The organism is Pseudomonas wuhanensis (assembly GCF_030687395.1).
Taxonomy (GTDB): Bacteria; Pseudomonadota; Gammaproteobacteria; order Pseudomonadales; family Pseudomonadaceae; genus Aquipseudomonas; species Aquipseudomonas wuhanensis.
In genome coordinates this window covers 2,143,914-2,159,935 of the sequence record NZ_CP117430.1, presented here as the reverse complement: position 1 = coordinate 2,159,935, position 16,022 = coordinate 2,143,914, and the positions used below count along the sequence as shown (strand labels likewise).

The window sequence follows — 16,022 nt, the reverse complement described above, 5'->3', positions numbered from 1 at the left end:
GCGTCACGACCATGCCCCTCATTGCAACGCACTTAGCGCCCAACGCATTGAGGATTCCCGGCATGAAGAAATTCCGCAGCAACTGGTTCCGCGTCGCCGTCGAGGGCGCTACCTCTGACAAGCGCACCATCAAACGCAACTGGTTGGAACAGGCGGCGAAGAACTTCAACCCGTCCACCTACGGTGCCCGCATCTGGCTGGAGCACTACCGCAGTGTGCTGCCGGACAGTCCGTTCAAGGCCTACGGTGACGTGCTCGCGGTGAAGACCGAAGAGGTGGACATCAATGGCCAGAAGAAGCTGGCTCTGTTCGCCCAGATTGAACCGACGCCCGACCTGATCGCCATGAACAAGGCCAAGCAGAAGGTCTACACCTCGATTGAAATCGACGACAGCTTCGCCGACACCGGTGAGGCTTACATCGTCGGCCTGGGGGTAACGGATTCCCCAGCCAGCCTGGGCACCGATGTCCTGGCGTTCTCAGCCCAGAAACCTGACGCCAGCCCGTTCAAGGATCGCCACTATTCCGCGACCTCGATGTTCACCGAGGCGGTCGAGACCGAGCTGACGTTCGAGGAAATCGAAGAGAAGCCCGGCATCGGTGCCCAGCTCTTCAGCAAGGTGCAAACCCTGCTCAAAGGCAAACAAGCCAAGGACGACACCGAGTTCGCCCAGATCAGCGAAGCCGTCGAAGCCGTGGCTGAGCACGTCAAGGATCTGCCCGAGCAACTGGCCGCCGAGAAAAAATTCTCCACGGGCCTGCAAACCCGACTGGATCAGCTGAGCAAGGACTTCACCGAACTGAAGGACAAGCTCTCCACCACCCAAGACCACAGCCAAACGAAGCGCCCTCCGGTTACCGGTGGCGACAACCAGGTAATGACCGACTGCTAACAGCCGGCCCACCCCAGCCCCGAATAACGAAGGACGACATCCATGCGCAACGATACCCGCAACCTCTTCAACGCTTACTTGGGCCAGTTGGCCAAGCTGCACAGCGTGCCCAACGTCACCACCAAGTTCGCCACCGCCCCAAGCGTCACCCAAACGCTGGAAACCCGCATGCAGGAATCCAGTCAGTTCCTCAGCGCGATCAACATCTACGGTGTGACCGAACAGATGGGCGAAAAGATCGGCATGGGCATCGGCGGACCGAACGCAGGGACCACCGACACCACCCAGAAAGACCGCGAAACCACCGACATCACCACCCTCGATGATCGGGGTTACTTCTGTTCCCAGACCAACTTCGACACCCATCTGCGTTACAGCAAGCTGGATGCCTGGGCCAAGTTCCCGGACTTTCAGGCGCGCATCCGTGACGCGATCCTCAAGCGCCAAGCGCTGGACCGCATCCTGATCGGCTGGAACGGTATCAGTCGCGCCGCCACCTCCAACCCGGCAACCAACCCGCTACGCCAGGACGTCAACGTCGGCTGGCTGCAAAAGATGCGCACCGAGAACGCCGCCCGGGTAATGAAGGAAGTCGTCGAAGGCTCGAACAAAATCACCATCGGCGCCGGCAAGGACTTCACCAACCTCGACGCACTGGTCTTCAGCATGGTCGAAGAGTTCATTGCCCCTTGGTATCAGGAAGACCCTGACCTGGTGGTGATCTGCGGTCGCCAGCTGCTGGCTGACAAGTATTTCCCGATCATCAACAAGGACAACGCCCCGACCGAGATGCTGGCCGCTGACATCGTCACCAGCCAGAAACGTCTGGGCAACCTGCCGGCGGTGCGCGTGCCGTACTTCCCGGCTCGCGGACTGCTGGTCACCAAGCTGGAAAACCTGTCCATCTACTGGCAGGAAGGCAGCCGCCGCCGCACCGTCCTCGACAACGCCAAACGTGACCGCATCGAGAATTACGAGTCGGTCAACGATGCCTACGTGATCGAGGATCTGGAATGTGCCTCGCTCGCTGAAAACATCGAAATCGCGTCGTAAGGGGCCGACCATGACCAACCCCTGCCGCCGTCACTTTCAACGGGTCACTGCTGCCATCGAGGCGGCAGCAGCCGAACCCACCCAGACCATGGCCGGCGCCACCGCCTACGAGCATCAGCTCAATCAGTTGCTGCAAGACCGCCTGCGCCTGAAACAGGTGCAGTCGAACCAAGGCAAGGCCGAACTCAAACGCCAATTGCTGCCGGATTACGTGCCCTACGTGCAAGGTGTACTGGAGGCCGGTCAAGGTGCCCAGGACGAAGTACTGACCACCGTCATGGTCTGGCGCTTCGATGCCGGCGACTTCACCGGTGGCCTCGACATTGCCCAGTACGTGCTGAAGCACAAGATGGTCATGCCCGACCGCTTCGCCCGAACCTTGGGTTGCCTGGTCGCGGAGGAAGTAGCGACCGCCGCATTCAAGGCACAGAAGGTCGGCGAACCGTTCGACCTGGCCATCCTATACCGCACCGCCGAGCTGACCGACGCCGAAGACATGCCCGACCAGGCCCGCGCCAAGCTATTCCTGGCCACCGGCCGCGCGACGCTGGAAGGCGTCACCGAAGAACAGCCCGGCCAACCGGGTCAAGTGCAAGCCGGCATCGACCTGCTGAAGAAGGCCATCGAGCTGCACGATGCCTGCGGTGGCAAAAAGGATCTGGAGCGGGCCGAACGCCTGCTCAAAAAATTCACCGCCCCAGGCGGCTAACCGAGCGTCCCCACGCACCCCGCCGGCTCGGGGCGGATCGATCAGGCCGCTCCTCCTGAACGTGAAGCCCCGACCACCGGCGACCTACAACAGAGCGCAGTTCCATGAGCGGATTCGTAGCGGGCGGCACGGCCCCCACCGGCCACATAAACACCGACCCTTTCTGGCCATCGATCGATCTGGATGACGTGCGCGGCACGCTGAGGATTGATTCGAGCGTCACCCTAATCCGCCTGGAAACCGCGACCATTGCCGCCGCCATCAGCGTCAACCGCGAGCTCGCCGAGTGGCGTCGTACCAAACAAACCGAGGGTTACACCACCCTTGCCGACGTCCCGGCCGAACAGGTCAAAGACGTGTCGCAGTTCGTCCACCTCTACCAGCGAGCTATCTACGCCGCGACTGGGGCGGAAATCTGCGAGCGCTACCGCTCCTATGACACCACCAACAGCGGCAACCAGAACGCTGACGAGCTCAATCCCAGCATCGACGAATTGCGCCGCGACCAGCGCTGGGCGGTGCGCGACTTTCTCGGCCTCGGCCGTACCACGGTGGAGTTGATCTGATGGCAGTGACCCTTCGCGCCCAGCAAAACGACACCGTCGACGCGCTCTGCTGGCGTCACTACGGCCGTACCGCTGGCGTGACCGAAGCCGTACTCGACGCGAACCCTGGCCTGGCTGATCACGGCCCGGTGCTGCCCCATGGCCTGGCGGTTCAAATGCCCGAAGCCCAAACCACCGCCCCACAGCGGCAGATGGTGAACCTATGGGACTGACTCACCCGTACCGCGTCCTTGAAACCACCCACACTGGACCATGGAATGAAACACATGCCTGAACGTCCCGATACCTGGGCCTGGCTCGCCGCCTGGCTCGAACAAAACTGGCCGACCCTCTACGCCGGCATCCTGGCTCTGATCATCGCGGCCCTTCGGATCATGTACGGCGGTGGCACTTTACGCCGCATGGCAATCGAGGCCCCGCTTTGCGGCGCCTTAGCACTTGCCGCCAGCCATGGTTTGTCACTGCTGGGTATTCCCGCATCGACTGCGCCATTTTTCGGCGGTGTGATCGGCTTGCTGGGCGTCGAAGGCACACGCGCTGCGGCAAGGAAGTTTTTCACCCGCAAGGTAGAGCAGCTATGAATACACTTCGCCACGGTGACCGCTCGCAAGCGGTGCGCGCCCTTCAAAAAAATCTCAACAATTACGGTGCAACGCTAACCGTCGATGGCGATTACGGTGACGTCACCGAGGCAGCCGTACGGGCTTATCAGCTCAAGGTCGGCCTAGTTGCTGATGGTGTCGCCGGCAATAAGACGCAGGCAGCACTCGCCGGCTATGACTGCCAGCAACTGCTGAAGAACACCGACCTGGTCAACGCCGCGCAACGTCTCGACGTTCCTCTGGCCAGCGTATACGCAGTCAACGAAGTCGAATCGAAGGGCAAGGGTTTCCTCGACAACGGCAAGCCGGTGATCCTATTCGAACGCCACATCATGTACCGCCAGCTTTCGAAGGTTCGAAACGAAGGCGATGACACCGCTGAACTCAAACGCCACGCTGACCAGCTCGCCAGTACCTACCCAGCCATCGTCAATCCGAAAGCGGGCGGTTATGCTGGCGGTACCGCAGAACACCAACGCCTGACCACCGCTCGCCTGATTGATGACACCGCCGCGCTGGAGTCCGCTTCCTGGGGCGCGTTCCAGATCATGGGCTTCCATTGGAAGCGCCTCGGCTACGCCAGCGTGCAGGATTTCGTCGTGGCGATGAGTGCGGGCGAGTCGCAGCAGTTCGATGCCTTCGTTCGCTTTATCGAAACCGATCCGGCGTTGCACAAGACACTGAAGGGACGCAAATGGGTCGAGTTCGCCAAGCTCTACAACGGGCCGGCCTACCAGCGGAACCTGTACGACATCAAACTCCAACGCGCCTACGAACGACACGACGACTGCGGATGTGGTCAGGCGGTGGCAGCATGATCGACTTCGACGCGGTGCAACGATTGAACGTGCAGGACGGCGATCTGCTGGTGGTGCCAGAAGACAGCGACCCGCACGACATGGAACTGCTGTGCGACGCGCTACACATCCAGATGCCTGGTCGCAAGGTCATCATCATTCGCGGTCCGGTGCAGCAGCTGGAAGTCGACGCCATGAACAAACTCGGCTGGTACCGCGCATGAGTTCCCTGCGTCAGGCCCTGTATGGCATGGCCCTGCTCGGTGCTCTGACGTTGTTGATCTGGAGCCAGGAACTGCGTGTCACCGTTGCTGACAAGAACACAGAGCTGGCAACCAAGGACGCCAACACCGCCCGGGAAGAAGCTAGGCGTTACCTCGCCAACGCCAGCGCGTTGCAAAACACCCTGCAACAGGAACGAGACGCACAGGCCAGCCTGCGTACCCAACAGGACCAGCTGCGCCAAGGCCTGGCAAAACGCGAACTCACCATTGAGGCTCTGAAACGTGAAAATGCCGAACTACGCGACTGGGCTGGTCAGCCTTTGCCTGATGCTGCTCGTCGGCTGCGCGAGCGGCCCACCCTCACCGGCGCCGACGCTTATCGTCAGTGGTTGTCCGGCCGTAGTGCCCTGCACTCTGCCGGCGACCAGTCCGCGCAGTAACGGCGACCAACTCAACGACCAGGACCGAGTCGAGGCTGCCTGGGCGGAATGCGCGGGTCAGGTCGACATGGTCTACCAGCATCAACAGGCCAACCCATGAACAAACCCGAAAGCCTGCGCGCCCACCTGTTGGCCACCGTTGCCGAACTCAAACACAACCCCGAGCGGCTGCTGATCTTTATCGATAACGGCAAAGTCCGTTGCACTGCTGCGGCCAGCCTCTCGTTCGAATACAGCTTCGACCTGCAAGTCATCCTCACCGACTTCGCCGGCCACCCCGACAACGTCATGTTGCCCCTGCTCGGCTGGATCAGCGTTCATCAATCCGAGCTGCTGGAAAACCTGAACAAGTCCGCCGCCGGTATCCAGTTCGAAGCCGACATTCTCGACAACAGCAAGGTGGACCTCAGTCTGACCTTGCCGCTAACTGAACGCGTGGTCGTAGGTAAAGACGCCGAAGGCAAAACCACCTTCAGACACCCTGGTGAACCTCAGCGAGTCGCGGCGTTTCTCGATCCGAGTTGGATTCCCGGCGACCAGGGCACAGGTAGTGAATGGGTAGTCCCGAATGACTAACAGACTGGAAGCGCTGGAGGATTGGGCGGCCGGTTTGCTCGGGCAGCTGGAGCCTGCATCACGCAACAGACTTGCTCGAAGCCTCGGTCAGACATTGCGTCGCAGCCAGCAGCAACGAGTGAACGCCCAGCGTAACCCGGATGGCAGCAAGTACACCCCGCGCAAGCAGCGCAATCTGCGCGGTAAACAGGGACGGGTGAAGCGGAAGGTTCAGATGTTTAAAAAGCTACGCACGGCTAGCTTTCTCAAAGTCCAGAGCGATGGCACCGCCATCAGTGTCGGTTTCACTGGCCGCATTGCGCGCATCGCCCGAGTGCATCAGTACGGCATGAAAGATCGTGCGGAGCGTGGTGCCCCAGACATAAAGTACGATCAACGGGAGGTTTTAGGGTTTACCGAAGCGGATCTTGACTTGATCCGCGACGGCCTTCTGCTTCACTTAACTAATAAATAGCATCCCAAAAACTCGCTTTTACTGCGAGTTTCCGGATCACATAGCGCCTGCATTATTAAACTCTAAATAGCGCTCTTCCTGACAGCCCGCAACTCCACCATAAGCTTTTCCCCCTCACCTGTTAATGTCCACAAAGGGTCAATTACGCCACCAACACAATTCGAAACATCAACCTTCACAACACCAAGAGCCTTTAATTGAATCGCTACGGTTTGAAAGTCCTGATCTTCTAACTCAGTCATAGCAGAACCCAAATACTCGTTAGCAAAGCAAACAGCGTCACGAAGAACCTCTTTAACAGAGGACTCACTGCGAGAAGCTACCAAATAGGGCGACACGTAGTAAAAAATCTGTCGCCACGTAAACTTTACTTTCCAGATAGAGCTCGCAAATCCATCCCAATATGTCCCATGCAATTCAAACACGTCGTCAAAACCTGCCAAATCAGGCACATCGTAAACTGTCTCCTTCAAAGCTTTGATTTGAGACAATTCCTGATTCAGTCTTTCATTTTCTTTGCGGAGCTCGTTTATTTCCTTTAGAAGTTCTTCACTTGAGCCCTCGCTCGCGCGAATCCATCCCACAGCAGGATAAGCCCTGATAGTCTTACCGAGGCTCAAGGCCACTAGACCTGCCAACTCACTACCCTGGTCCCAATATCCAACTAACCTTCCAGTGGATACCTTTTCACGAAAAGCCTGAAGCTTTTCCCTCGCCTCAGGAGACTCCTCTGATTTTTCAAATGACAGCTTATTGGGGCTTCGATGGATCAAAGCAACTACTTTAATTCTCTTTTCCACAGCATAATCGAACTCCTTCTCGGTATAACTTATACCATCCGGACTTAGAGAGCCGTACCGACCACCTATAATCAAAAGATAATAATCACAATCATCAATTATTTTCTTTATAAACTCCCACTGCTCCTCATCGGCAGCGGGAAATAACTCCATACTTGCAGGTATACAGTCCATCCCCATCAACGTCTCGGTTACACTCTGCCGCTCATCCTTTAAGTCCTTGTAAGTAGAACTGACAAAAACCTGGTAACGCTTATCCATTTCCCTTACCCCGCAAGATCACACAACCATATAAAGACCGACTCAGCAATACACTATCACGCGACGCTTTTCGACCATAACCAAAACAAACACCTGCCCTGAAGCGAACCCATCTCAATAAAAAAATTGTTTGTGAAGACTGACTATACAAGCTTTGCAAGATGCGCTCCTACGCGCGCAGCGCACAAGATCTACCTCATGAACGACTTAGCCACCCTCGCCCGCCTGATTGAAAACCTCATCCGCCTCGGCACCATCGCTGCCGTCCAGATGAAGCCCCCGCGTGTGCAAGTCAAAACCGGATCGCTGACCACCGGCTGGTTGCCATGGATTGCCCCGAGAGCCGGCGCCGACCGCGAGTGGAATCCGCCCACCATCGAAGAGCAAGTCATCCTGTTCAGCCCTTCCGGCCAGCTCGGTAACGGCATCGTCCTAACCGGCCTGTTCAGCGACCACATCCCGGCCAACGGCGACCGCGAAGGCCTGCAACGCCGCACCTACCGCGACGGCACGGTGATCGAGTACGACAGCGTCGCTCACCACCTTAACGCCACGCTGACCGAAGGCGGCACCACCAACCTGATCAGCACCAGCGGCATCCACATCGTCGGCCCGATCACCCATGAGGGCGACTACACCCAGACCGGCAACCAGAAAATCACCGGTAAGGTCACCGTATCGGAGGACGTGATCGCGGCAGACATCAGCCTGGTCAATCACCCGCACGGCGGCGTGATGACAGGCGGTGGCAAGACGGGAAAACCGGAATGAACCGAGAAACCGGCGCCGCAATCAACACCGTCGAGCATATAGTCCAGTCGGCCACCGACATCCTGACCACTCGCCTCGGCACCCGCGTGATGCGTCGGGAGTACGGCAGCTTACTGCCGGAGCTGGTCGATCATCCGTTCAATGACATCACCCGTCTGCGCGCCTATGCCGCCACCGTCATGGCCCTGATGCGCTGGGAACCCCGAATTACCCTCAGCCGTGTGCAATTCATAGGAGCCACGTTACAAGGCCAGACGGTGATGGACATCGAATGCAGCCGTGTCGACACCAACGAGGCGCTAAATCTCAGCGTCCCATTGCAGCTTGGGGCCAGCGTATGAGTACCTTTGCCGCCATCGACCTGGCTCAGCTGCCGGCCCCGCAGATCGTCGAACAGATCGATTTCGAGCAGATCCTTGCCGAGCGCAAGGCCTACGCCATCAGCCTCTGGCCAGTCGAAGAACAGGCCGAAATCGCTGCACGCCTTACGCTGGAGTCGGAGCCGCTGACCAAGCTGCTCGAGGAGAACGCCTATCGCGAGACTGTCTGGCGTCAGCGTGTGAATGAAGCGTCCGTTGCAAACATGCTGGCCTTGGCCAAAGGCACCGATCTCGAAAACATCGCCGCGAATTACAACGTCGCACGCCTGGTCGTTCAGGAAGCCAGGCCATCCGCGATACCGCCAATCCCTCGGGTGATGGAGAGTGACGACAGCCTGCGCGAGCGTGCACAAATGGCCTGGGAAGGTCTGAGCACTGCAGGTTCCCGCAACAGCTACATCTTTCATGCTCGCTCGGCAGATGGCCAAGTGGCTGACGCAACCGCCGAAAGCCCTGCACCCGCCGCAGTGGTGGTGATCGTGCAATCGCTGCTCGGCGACGGTACTGCCTCGCCTGCGCTGCTGGCCACGGTCAAGACATACCTGAGTGACGATGATCGCCGCCCGGTCGCTGATCGACTGACCGTTCAGGGTGCCGATATCATCAACTACCAGGTAAAAGCGAAGCTCTACATGCTGAGTAATGGTCCCGAGAGCGAGCTTGCTCTTGCCGCGGCTAAGACCAGCCTACTGAAGTTCGTGAGCCAGCGACGTCGCCTCGGGCTTGAAGTGTCCGAATCCATCGTGCACGCCTCGCTGCACGTTGAAGGCGTGCGCAAAGTCGTGCTGCAAGATTGGCGGGACATCGTTGCCAGCCCCTACCAAGCCCCCTTTTGCACGGATATCGATTTGTCCCTGGGGGTTGAGTAATGACCGCTCAAGCCCTGCTCCCGCGCAACGTCACCCCGCTAGAACGCCAGGCCGCCCAAGCCTTGGCAGACATCCAGCGCGTGCCGATTCCTTTGCGCCAGCTGTACAACCCGGACCTGTGCCCGCCGCACCTGCTGCCCTACCTGGCATGGGCTTTCTCGGTTGATCGCTGGGACCCTCGATGGTCCGACGCAGCCAAGCGCACCGCTATCCGCGCGTCGTTCTACATCCATGCGCGCAAAGGCACCCTCGGTGCACTGCGCCGCGTGGTCGAGCCTCTGGGCTACCTGATCGAGGTGGAGGAATGGTGGCAGACCGTACCAGAGCGCGAGCCGGGCACCTTTGCGCTGAAGGTCGAGGTTCTGGATACCGGTATCACCGAAGAAATGTACCAGGAGCTGACCCGGCTCATTGATGACGCCAAGCCGGTCAGCCGGCACATGACCCGCCTCGCCTTTGGCTTGGAAACCACCGCCGCCCTCTGGTTCGGTGCCTGCGTTCTCGAGGGCGAGGTCACTACGATCTACCCGTTGCACGTCACGTTGCTGGAGCTCACCTGCACGGCTCGGGACGCGGCGAGTGTCGCGGTCACCGCCGAAATGACCACGCTTTATCCGCTTCAACCCACGTTGCTGGAACAGCATGCCTATCCCGCCAGAGAGGCGGTTGGCGGTGATTCTGGCGAGCAAACGACTATCCACCCCCTGCACGTCACAGCCCTGGAACAACAGGCCGAACCGGCCTATCAGTCCATCGCTGCGGACGCGGGTGAATTGACCACTATCTACCCGTTGGAGGCGTGATGGCAGCGCAAGAGTTTTATACGATTTTGACCAAGGCCGGCATTCAATATGAAGCCGACTGCAAGGCCACCGGCAAGCCAATCAAGCTGGTCAAAATGAGCGTCGGTGACGGTAACGGCGCCACCTACAACCCTGTGGATACGCAAGTCGCATTGAAGCGTACGGTCTGGGAAGGCAGCTTCAGCAACCTGTATCAAGACAAAACAAACACAGCCTGGTTGGTGGTCGAGGCGATCATTCCTCAAAACGTCGGTGGCTTCTGGATTCGTGAAGTGGCCGTCTGGACCGACACCGGCGTGTTGTACGCCATCGGCAAATACCCTGAGTCGTTTAAGCCGCTCATTGCCACCGGTGCCGGTCGCGAAATCAACATTCGCACCATCTTCACCACCAGCAATGCCGACAACGTGACGTTGATGCTCGACGGCTCGGTCATTCAGGCGACCCGTGCCTGGGTGAAAGAGTTTGTTGAAGTCGAATTGGCCAGCATCAAAAAAGATTTGTCGGCCGAACATGCAGAAGGCAAAACCCATAACTACCCGCTGACCAATTTCATCGAAACAGACTGGGTCGCCGAGTCGAGTCAGTCAGAATACCTAGCTGAAATTTTCCGAACCTTTGGCCAGTCGGGGGTTTTGGGCAGTCGTCAATACGGCTCTGCCGGGACCGAGTCGTTCAACCGCACGTTCGACGGCGCTTATTCGGCCATCAACCTGCACAACCACCCCAACCTGCTGGCCACTCCGGGGCTGGGTGAAATCGCGGCCATGATCAACGGCCACATGGTCAGGACGCGGCACAACGACTACCGCCTGCGCAGCGCTGCGCCGGGTAACTACCTGGCCATGGTGGACATTGCCCCACCAGCAGCCCCCGCGTCGGTGAATGCGGCGGTCGGCATTCCGGCGAAGGTCGCAGAAATGCGTGAATACTTTCGGGCCTTTGCTGCGCGGGATACCGAGATTCGTGACTACCGGCCACATTTTCGCTGGAACCTGTCGGTGCTGGAAATCTGGCCGGAGCTGTTGACCGACGAGGTGAACGATACCTTTGAAAGCTTCCGCCATCTGGAGGAAATCAACGGCTATCGCGACCTGTTGTCGCGCACCTTGTTGATGGGCGCCACCGGCTTCAGCGGTCGCAATGAAAACGGGTCGTTTATCCCTGGCTCGGTGCGCCAAGTGTCCAAGACTGGGCGGCCGCAGTACGTGGCCTGGCGCTACCGCATATCGGTCGCAGACGTGGGCAGTGTGGGGGATTACCCCGTTGAAAAACTCGTCACCCCACTCGATCTGCCGTTGCAGCGTTGGCACGCGAACCTGACAGGGCCGCAGGTGGCGACAAGCCGCCGTCAGCGGTGGCGTATCAACCGTGAGCTGTCGGCCGATCCGACCTGGGGCGCGTACAACGAATCCCCAACCATTGACCTACTGGATGAACTGATGGCGAAGGTTCCGGGGCTGAACGGCGCCGGGGCGAACCTGGTCGAGCAGTACACGGACAGCGGTGTGGTCACCAAGCTGACCAAGTGGGACAGCCCTGAACTGCTGAACGCGGCTTACTACAACCGCCGGTATGGGCACGAGCGCAACGCTAGCGGCCGCACCAAGGGCCTGCGTAGTTACAACGATCCGACGCTGTTCGTCGCGTCCAATACCCGCCCAGAGGTGGCGTCGTTTACGGCGGATGGCCAAACCTATCGCAACAGCTATGCGATTCCGTTGGAGCTGATTTTGCGCACGCCACTGGAGGGCTGGAACCCTTATGGCATTGCCACGGTAAACGCCACGGCCGGCGATGGCGCCACCGCGCAAACCGCTTGGACGGGGCGCAGCGATAGCTCTCGGCACTACCTCACGCCGGCCGAAATGTTCTCTGACACGGTGTTAGATCCCGATCCAGCGGATACCGGGGCAAGCCCGCGTTGGGTGTTGGATAGCGCCGGAGCGCCTCGACTGGTGCGGGCCTCGGGCATCTACGCGGTGCTGCCCAAAATCGATGGCGCTGGTGGGTTGTGTCTGCGTTACCCGGTCTATCCGATGTACCACGAAGGAGGCTGGGCGGCAGCAGCTGTCGATGCCCTAGCGGGCGACTGCACGACCAGCCTGGTGAATTTGATGCGTGGCTACATGACGCAAAGAGACTCAATCGCAGAAATGGATGAGTCGATCCGGGTACTTAAAAACGAAGTTTCGCAACTTAAACAGAAATAAAGCGGGGGAATAACTATGGGCATGTCGGCACTGCTGGCTGAGGCTACTCGCCTTGTTGCAATGTTCCAGGATAAAGAGAAAAGCATTAAAGATGCCGTGGCCGCTGCTGTTAGCGCGGTCCCGGCGATGAGCAAAGTTTACTACGTGAACGCTATTACCGGGGATGATGCGGCCGGTACAGGCGACAAGCTCAAACCGTTTAAAACGGTGGCAAAGGCTGTGAATACCATTCCTTACGGCGGTGGTGGTTACGTCCGGTTGTTTGGTCACGAACATGTGATCGAGAGTTTGATTTTCGTCGCATCCAAGAACCTGACAATTACTGTCGCCGAGGGTGAGACGGTGATGCCCACCCTGCGCAATATTTGCGTGCAGGCGAACGGGGCTGACGGCGCGGGGAATCAGGACAACTCGACCACAGGTTTTATGCTGGACAGTTCCACCGTTGTTTTGGGGAGCATCCGCATTCGCACGGCCAATTATTCGAAGCCCGAGTCAACGACGAACAACGTCTACACGGGTTTCTTCCGTCGCTATGACCGCCCGATGGGCATGATTCATGTGACCGGGTGTGAGATTGAGCTGGGCGATACCGCCCTGACTCGTCACACCATCAACGGGCAAACCGGCATCGTCTCGCTGTACTTAAACAAGATCAGCCGCGTGGGTCCGGTTGTTAAGAACACGCCATTAATCGAAACGGCCGGTAGTCCGATTATTTTTGCGGCGCAATCCAATACCTTGCCGGCCGGCGCGAAATGGTCGGGTGACTATTTGACTGGCGTTGTTTTTGACTCCAATGGCGCGACCCGAAGTGTCGTTACTAACGTGAATCTTGTTTAACTCGGTGACTAAAAATGCGGCTTAATTTCACATACGAAGGGCAGTTTTATTCGGCGTTTACCGTCGAGGACGCACTAGCAGTAGGAATCCCGATATTGGTGCTGGCGGGGGCTGCGGCTGAGCAGGTTCAAAAAGGAATTGATGCTGCCGTGGCGCAGGCCCGCGCGCGTAATGCCACTCGGATTGATGGTCAGGATTCCATGTATTTGCTCAAGGCGAATGAAGCTGAGCGCTACATCGCTGCCGGCTCGCCAGCAGATGCCAGCGACTACGTGTTGCTCAAGACAGAAGCCGAGGCGTTGCAAATCACTCCGCAAGCGCAGGCAAACCGGGTGATTGAAGCCCGTGATTCGTGGCTGACGGTGGCCGCACGCATCGAGGCAGCCCGCATCGGCGGCAAAGCGTCCCTGGCTGAGCTGGCGACCGTCGAGGCGGTGGTCACGGCTGGCGAATTGGTTATCGCCGAGCTGGACGCGATTTAACCCTACCCTGCTGGAACCCTGGGCCGTGAAAAGCGGTCCAGCAACCAGGTCAGCACTTCTCCCTGTAATCCCCGCTCTCACAATCCCCGGTACTCGCCGATCAGGCGCGCACGCGGCAGCCTGCGCACTGTCATCTCATTCACTGCGCAGGCAAACCCATGGCCGATTATCTCCACGGCGTGCGGGTCATCGAACTCAACGACGGCACCCGCCCCATCCGCACCATCCCCACCGCTGTTATCGGCATGGTTTGCACGGCCGAAGACGCTGATGCCACTGTTTTCCCACTGGACACACCGGTTCTACTGACCAACGTACAAAGTGCTATTGCCAAGGCCGGTACCAAAGGCACGCTGGCGGTATCTCTCCAAGCCATTGCCGACCAGACCAAACCCTATGTGATCGTGGTGCGTGTCAAAGAAGGGGCGACGGAAGCAGCCACCACCAGCGCCCTGATTGGTACCACCACCGCCGATGGCAAATACACCGGCATGAAAGCCTTGCTCGCCGCCAAGGCCAAGGTCGGCTTGGTGCCACGCATTCTCGGGGTACCTGGTCTGGACAGCCAACCGGTGGCCAGCGCCCTGGTCGCTATCGGTCAACAATTGCGCGCCTTTAACTACGTCAGTGCCTGGAACTGCAAGACCAAAGAAGAAGCCGTCGCCTACCGCGAAAACTTCGGCGCCCGAGAAGTCATGGTCATCTGGCCGGACTTCCAGAACTGGAACACCACCGCCAATGCAACCGCGAAGGCCTCCTCTGTGGCTCGCGCCTTGGGCCTGCGCGCCAAGATCGACCAGGAAGTGGGCTGGCACAAAACGTTGTCCAACGTTGCGGTCAACGGCGTGACAGGCATCAGCGCCGACGTGTTCTGGGATCTGCAAAACCCCGCCACCGATGCCAACTACCTCAACAGTAACGAGGTCACCACCCTGATCAACGAGGGCGGCTTTCGCTTCTGGGGCAGTCGGACGTGCAGCGACGATCCGTTATTCGCTTTCGAGAACTACACCCGTACCGCGCAGATCCTCGCCGACACCATGGCCGAGGCGCAGATGTGGGCTGTGGACAGGCCCATGCATGCCTCTCTGGTGCGCGACATGATCGAGAGCATCAACGCCAAGTTCCGCGAACTGGTCACCGCGGGCTACCTGATTGGCGGCAGCTGCTGGTACCCGGATGACATAAACGACAAAGACAGCCTGAAGGCCGGGAAGCTTGTTCTCGATTACGACTACACACCGGTACCGCCGCTGGAAGACCTGACCCTTCGGCAGCGCATCACCGACCGTTACCTGATCCAGTTCGCCAACAAAGTTAATAGCTAAACCGGGGCTCCCCGTGAGGGGAGTCACCCCGAGTCAGTACACCGGAGAACACAGCCATGGCCATGCCTCGCAAACTCAAAAACATGAACCTGTTCAACGACGGCAACAGCTACCAGGGCGTTGCTAAAAGCGTTACCCCGCCCCCGCTCGGTCGCAAGATGGAAGCCTATCGCGGCGGCGGTATGAACGGACCGGTCAAGGCGGATCTGGGCTTCTCCGATGATGGCATTCAATTCGAATGGAAGACCGGTGGCCTGGACCTGATCGCGCTGCGTCAGTTCGGCACTGTGAACGCTTCGGGTGTGCAGCTGCGATTCGCCGGTTCGTTTCAGCAGGACGACACCGGCGAAGTCAGCGCCGTGGAGATCGTCGTACGCGGCCGCCACGAAACCATCGAAATGGGCGATGCCCAGCCCGGTGAAGACACCGAACACAGCATCACCACCACCTGCACCTACTACAAGCTGATCGTCGATAACGAAGAAATCATCGAGATCGATCTGCTCAATTTCATCGAGAAGGTTAACGGTGTCGACATGCTGGAAAAACAGCGCGCCGCCATCGGCCTTTGATCCGCCCCGCCGTGCTCATTCGAGGACGGCCTAACCTGAAATCTGGAGCCTTTCATGAACCCTGAAGACACCGTAGAAGCATTACCGCCTGTCGATGACAACACCGTCACCCTCGATTCACCGATCAAACGCGGCAAGACCACCATCGACACCCTCACCCTACGAAAACCAGCGTCAGGCGAGCTGCGCGGCGTCCAGCTGGTTGAACTATTGAACATGGACGTGGCCACTCTGATCAAGATCCTGCCACGCATCACCAGCCCAGGCATTACCGCCCCGGAAGCAGCCGGAATGGACCCGGCCGACCTGCTCGCCTGTGGCAGCAAGATTTCCGGTTTTTTGTTGCAGAGGTCGGTGAAGACGGACGCATCCCTCGTTGCGTAGAG

The 16,022-nt window shown here is 58.8% G+C and carries 21 protein-coding genes and 2 pseudogenes; 22 read left to right on the top strand and 1 reads right to left on the bottom strand.

Annotated features, from left to right (window positions below; translation table 11 throughout):
• Window positions 1–62: 62 nt before the first annotated feature.
• The 12 genes and pseudogenes from PSH88_RS10085 (at window position 63) to PSH88_RS10030 (ending at window position 6,314) form a co-directional block, all read left to right on the top strand.
• Window positions 63–893, top strand: coding sequence for a GPO family capsid scaffolding protein (locus tag PSH88_RS10085; protein WP_305426086.1), 831 nt, complete (start codon window positions 63–65; stop codon window positions 891–893).
• 42 nt (window positions 894–935) lie between these two features.
• The gene (locus PSH88_RS10080) at window positions 936–1,946 is read left to right on the top strand and encodes a phage major capsid protein, P2 family (RefSeq protein ID WP_305426085.1); all 1,011 of its coding nucleotides are present in this window, start codon (window positions 936–938) and stop codon (window positions 1,944–1,946) included.
• Window positions 1,947–1,956: 10 nt separating this feature from the next.
• Window positions 1,957–2,655 carry a phage terminase small subunit gene (locus tag PSH88_RS10075; RefSeq protein ID WP_305426084.1) on the top strand — a complete coding sequence of 233 codons (699 nt, stop codon included), beginning with the start codon at window positions 1,957–1,959 and terminating at the stop codon, window positions 2,653–2,655.
• Between the two features lie 104 nt (window positions 2,656–2,759).
• On the top strand, window positions 2,760–3,221 hold the full coding sequence (locus PSH88_RS10070; RefSeq protein WP_305426083.1) for a head completion/stabilization protein: 462 nt from the start codon (window positions 2,760–2,762) through the stop codon (window positions 3,219–3,221).
• Window positions 3,221–3,433 carry a tail protein X gene (locus tag PSH88_RS10065; protein ID WP_305426082.1) on the top strand — a complete coding sequence of 71 codons (213 nt, stop codon included), beginning with the start codon at window positions 3,221–3,223 and terminating at the stop codon, window positions 3,431–3,433. Before PSH88_RS10070 ends, PSH88_RS10065 begins: the two co-directional genes overlap by 1 nt.
• A gap of 45 nt (window positions 3,434–3,478) precedes the next feature.
• Window positions 3,479–3,802 (top strand): phage holin, lambda family, encoded by a 324-nt coding sequence (locus PSH88_RS10060; RefSeq protein ID WP_305426081.1) that lies wholly within the window; start codon window positions 3,479–3,481, stop codon window positions 3,800–3,802.
• On the top strand, window positions 3,799–4,641 hold the full coding sequence (locus PSH88_RS10055; protein WP_305426080.1) for an N-acetylmuramidase family protein: 843 nt from the start codon (window positions 3,799–3,801) through the stop codon (window positions 4,639–4,641). Before PSH88_RS10060 ends, PSH88_RS10055 begins: the two co-directional genes overlap by 4 nt.
• Window positions 4,638–4,844 (top strand): hypothetical protein, encoded by a 207-nt coding sequence (locus PSH88_RS10050; RefSeq protein WP_305426079.1) that lies wholly within the window; start codon window positions 4,638–4,640, stop codon window positions 4,842–4,844. Before PSH88_RS10055 ends, PSH88_RS10050 begins: the two co-directional genes overlap by 4 nt.
• Window positions 4,841–5,284: an Rz-like lysis system protein LysB gene (lysB, locus tag PSH88_RS10045; protein WP_305426078.1), complete on the top strand. Its 444-nt coding sequence runs from the start codon at window positions 4,841–4,843 to the stop codon at window positions 5,282–5,284. The genes PSH88_RS10050 and lysB overlap by 4 nt, the downstream gene beginning before the upstream one ends.
• A pseudogene (lysC, locus tag PSH88_RS10040) lies at window positions 5,199–5,384 on the top strand (Rz1-like lysis system protein LysC); the annotation flags it as partial. The gene lysB and the pseudogene lysC, both read left to right, overlap by 86 nt.
• Entirely contained in the window at window positions 5,381–5,860 is a 480-nt protein-coding gene (locus PSH88_RS10035) for a phage tail protein (RefSeq protein WP_305426077.1), read from the top strand. The pseudogene lysC and the gene PSH88_RS10035, both read left to right, overlap by 4 nt.
• Window positions 5,853–6,314: a phage virion morphogenesis protein gene (locus tag PSH88_RS10030; RefSeq protein WP_305426075.1), complete on the top strand. Its 462-nt coding sequence runs from the start codon at window positions 5,853–5,855 to the stop codon at window positions 6,312–6,314. The genes PSH88_RS10035 and PSH88_RS10030 overlap by 8 nt, the downstream gene beginning before the upstream one ends.
• A gap of 62 nt (window positions 6,315–6,376) precedes the next feature.
• Here PSH88_RS10030 and PSH88_RS10025 read toward each other — a convergent pair whose 3' ends face one another.
• Window positions 6,377–7,375 carry a DUF4062 domain-containing protein gene (locus tag PSH88_RS10025; protein WP_305426074.1) on the bottom strand — a complete coding sequence of 333 codons (999 nt, stop codon included), beginning with the start codon at window positions 7,373–7,375 and terminating at the stop codon, window positions 6,377–6,379.
• Window positions 7,376–7,573: 198 nt separating this feature from the next.
• On the opposite strand from PSH88_RS10025, the gene PSH88_RS10020 reads away from it, so the two are divergent.
• From PSH88_RS10020 to PSH88_RS09975, 10 genes and pseudogenes are all read left to right on the top strand, one after another.
• Window positions 7,574–8,146 carry a phage baseplate assembly protein V gene (locus PSH88_RS10020; protein WP_305426072.1) on the top strand — a complete coding sequence of 191 codons (573 nt, stop codon included), beginning with the start codon at window positions 7,574–7,576 and terminating at the stop codon, window positions 8,144–8,146.
• Window positions 8,143–8,487 carry a GPW/gp25 family protein gene (locus PSH88_RS10015; protein WP_305426071.1) on the top strand — a complete coding sequence of 115 codons (345 nt, stop codon included), beginning with the start codon at window positions 8,143–8,145 and terminating at the stop codon, window positions 8,485–8,487. Before PSH88_RS10020 ends, PSH88_RS10015 begins: the two co-directional genes overlap by 4 nt.
• Window positions 8,484–9,395, top strand: a complete 912-nt coding sequence (locus PSH88_RS10010; protein ID WP_305426070.1) for a baseplate J/gp47 family protein — start codon at window positions 8,484–8,486, stop codon at window positions 9,393–9,395. The genes PSH88_RS10015 and PSH88_RS10010 overlap by 4 nt, the downstream gene beginning before the upstream one ends.
• Window positions 9,395–9,925, top strand: a pseudogene (locus PSH88_RS10005) (phage tail protein I); the annotation flags it as partial. The gene PSH88_RS10010 and the pseudogene PSH88_RS10005, both read left to right, overlap by 1 nt.
• Before the next feature lie 272 nt (window positions 9,926–10,197).
• Complete coding sequence (locus tag PSH88_RS10000; RefSeq protein ID WP_305426069.1) at window positions 10,198–12,411, top strand: phage tail protein; 2,214 nt, start codon at window positions 10,198–10,200, stop codon at window positions 12,409–12,411.
• Window positions 12,412–12,432: 21 nt separating this feature from the next.
• Complete coding sequence (locus PSH88_RS09995) at window positions 12,433–13,254, top strand: hypothetical protein (protein WP_305426067.1); 822 nt, start codon at window positions 12,433–12,435, stop codon at window positions 13,252–13,254.
• 14 nt (window positions 13,255–13,268) lie between these two features.
• Window positions 13,269–13,736 carry a hypothetical protein gene (locus tag PSH88_RS09990; protein WP_305426066.1) on the top strand — a complete coding sequence of 156 codons (468 nt, stop codon included), beginning with the start codon at window positions 13,269–13,271 and terminating at the stop codon, window positions 13,734–13,736.
• Window positions 13,737–13,894: 158 nt separating this feature from the next.
• Window positions 13,895–15,064, top strand: coding sequence for a phage tail sheath protein (locus tag PSH88_RS09985; RefSeq protein ID WP_305483525.1), 1,170 nt, complete (start codon window positions 13,895–13,897; stop codon window positions 15,062–15,064).
• A 56-nt stretch (window positions 15,065–15,120) separates the two neighbouring features.
• Window positions 15,121–15,636, top strand: coding sequence for a phage major tail tube protein (locus PSH88_RS09980; RefSeq protein WP_305426064.1), 516 nt, complete (start codon window positions 15,121–15,123; stop codon window positions 15,634–15,636).
• 54 nt (window positions 15,637–15,690) lie between these two features.
• Window positions 15,691–16,020 carry a phage tail assembly protein gene (locus tag PSH88_RS09975; RefSeq protein WP_305426062.1) on the top strand — a complete coding sequence of 110 codons (330 nt, stop codon included), beginning with the start codon at window positions 15,691–15,693 and terminating at the stop codon, window positions 16,018–16,020.
• Window positions 16,021–16,022: the final 2 nt, after the last annotated feature.